The 1,204-nt window shown below is 30.3% G+C and carries 2 protein-coding genes; one reads left to right on the top strand and one right to left on the bottom strand.

The genetic code is table 11. The annotated features are described in order from the left end of the window. Positions 1-167: 167 nt before the first annotated feature. Positions 168-452 carry a hypothetical protein gene (locus FD18_RS05775; protein ID WP_057719026.1) on the bottom strand — a complete coding sequence of 95 codons (285 nt, stop codon included), beginning with the start codon at positions 450-452 and terminating at the stop codon, positions 168-170. A 271-nt stretch (positions 453-723) separates the two neighbouring features. Between FD18_RS05775 and FD18_RS05770 the strand changes: the two genes are divergently transcribed. Continuing rightward, positions 724-957: a hypothetical protein gene (locus tag FD18_RS05770; RefSeq protein WP_315968335.1), complete on the top strand. Its 234-nt coding sequence runs from the start codon at positions 724-726 to the stop codon at positions 955-957. Positions 958-1,204: the final 247 nt, after the last annotated feature.

Below are 1,204 nucleotides of genomic sequence, written 5' to 3'. Positions count from 1 at the left end.
AATCTACTTGGAGGAGTAAGAATGAAAATAAAAAGTTGGATGTTAATGCTAATAGCGATGGGGTTTTGTTTTCCCCGTTGCTATGGTTTATATATTAGAGGGAAAATGTGAACAAATTGTGACGTTTTTTATTAAAAAAGTTAAATTTACTAAAGAAATAGAATAAATTATAAACTTGCATCCCAAAGATTGTTTCCTAGCTCATTTAGGGAGAGCAGTTTGTCCCATAATTTCTCTTCTTCAGGGATAAAAGTAATATTGTCAGAAAATTTTACGACAGGTGCGCGATTAAAGAAGTATTGAAGTTGACCGGTGAAAGCAACGCCATTGCTTGATTTAATAGTTGTTAGACTATCTGTAAGGAAGCTAGTGAATTCTGAACTTGGGTTTGTTTTATTAAGCGAGTCGACTAACTCAGGTATTGTAGAAATAATTACGTCTTTAGAAACCATCTTTTTCACCTTCTGTAGATTTCAATAAATTTAGGAATTATTCTTTGTAAGATAATCGTATTATGAAAGTACAATTTGCATAATTTTTTAGGTAAAAATACCGTATTGGTATGACTTAAATAAAAATGAAATACTAGCTACTAATAACTGATTAATAGTGAGGTGTTTAGCGAAAGAAAATCAATATTAGTGAGATTGGTATGGTATAATTTGTATATAAATGAAATCGTTTTTACAAAATTTTTATATGATAGAAAGTTGGTATTAAATTATGTATCAAGAATATATCAACTTACTTGAAGCATTTAGATTAAGCTTGATGGCAGAAAATGATCCTGAAGTTAATAAGATAGTTGAACAAATAAATGAAACCGTTGCTAATCTAAAAACAGGAAAATATCGCGCGGTCGATCTAACTTCACAATTATTTGATGTTGTTAGTTTAGTTGGAAATTTAATGGCGTTTAATGATTTAAAATTGAATGCCTTTCAAAGTAAAGTTTAGAATAAGTTAAGGGATGCCACCTATCAAAGATATACTAAAGATGGAAATTTCCTTAATCATTATCAGCACGAGAAAAGAGAATCCGGATTATGGATTCTCTTTTTTAATGCACTAAAAAGAAAACGACCTATGCTGGGAAGTGCATAAGTCGTTTCAAAGATAGATAATCAGCCCGAGGCTGATCTTGTTATTATTCAATCTACTTGGAGGAGTAAGAATGAAAATAAAAAGTTGGATGTTAATGCTA

The sequence above is a fragment of the Lactobacillus taiwanensis DSM 21401 genome (assembly GCF_001436695.1).
GTDB lineage: Bacteria > Bacillota > Bacilli > Lactobacillales > Lactobacillaceae > Lactobacillus > Lactobacillus taiwanensis.
The sequence above is the reverse complement of the archived record's forward strand: the minus strand, read 5'-3'. Positions and strand labels throughout refer to the sequence as shown.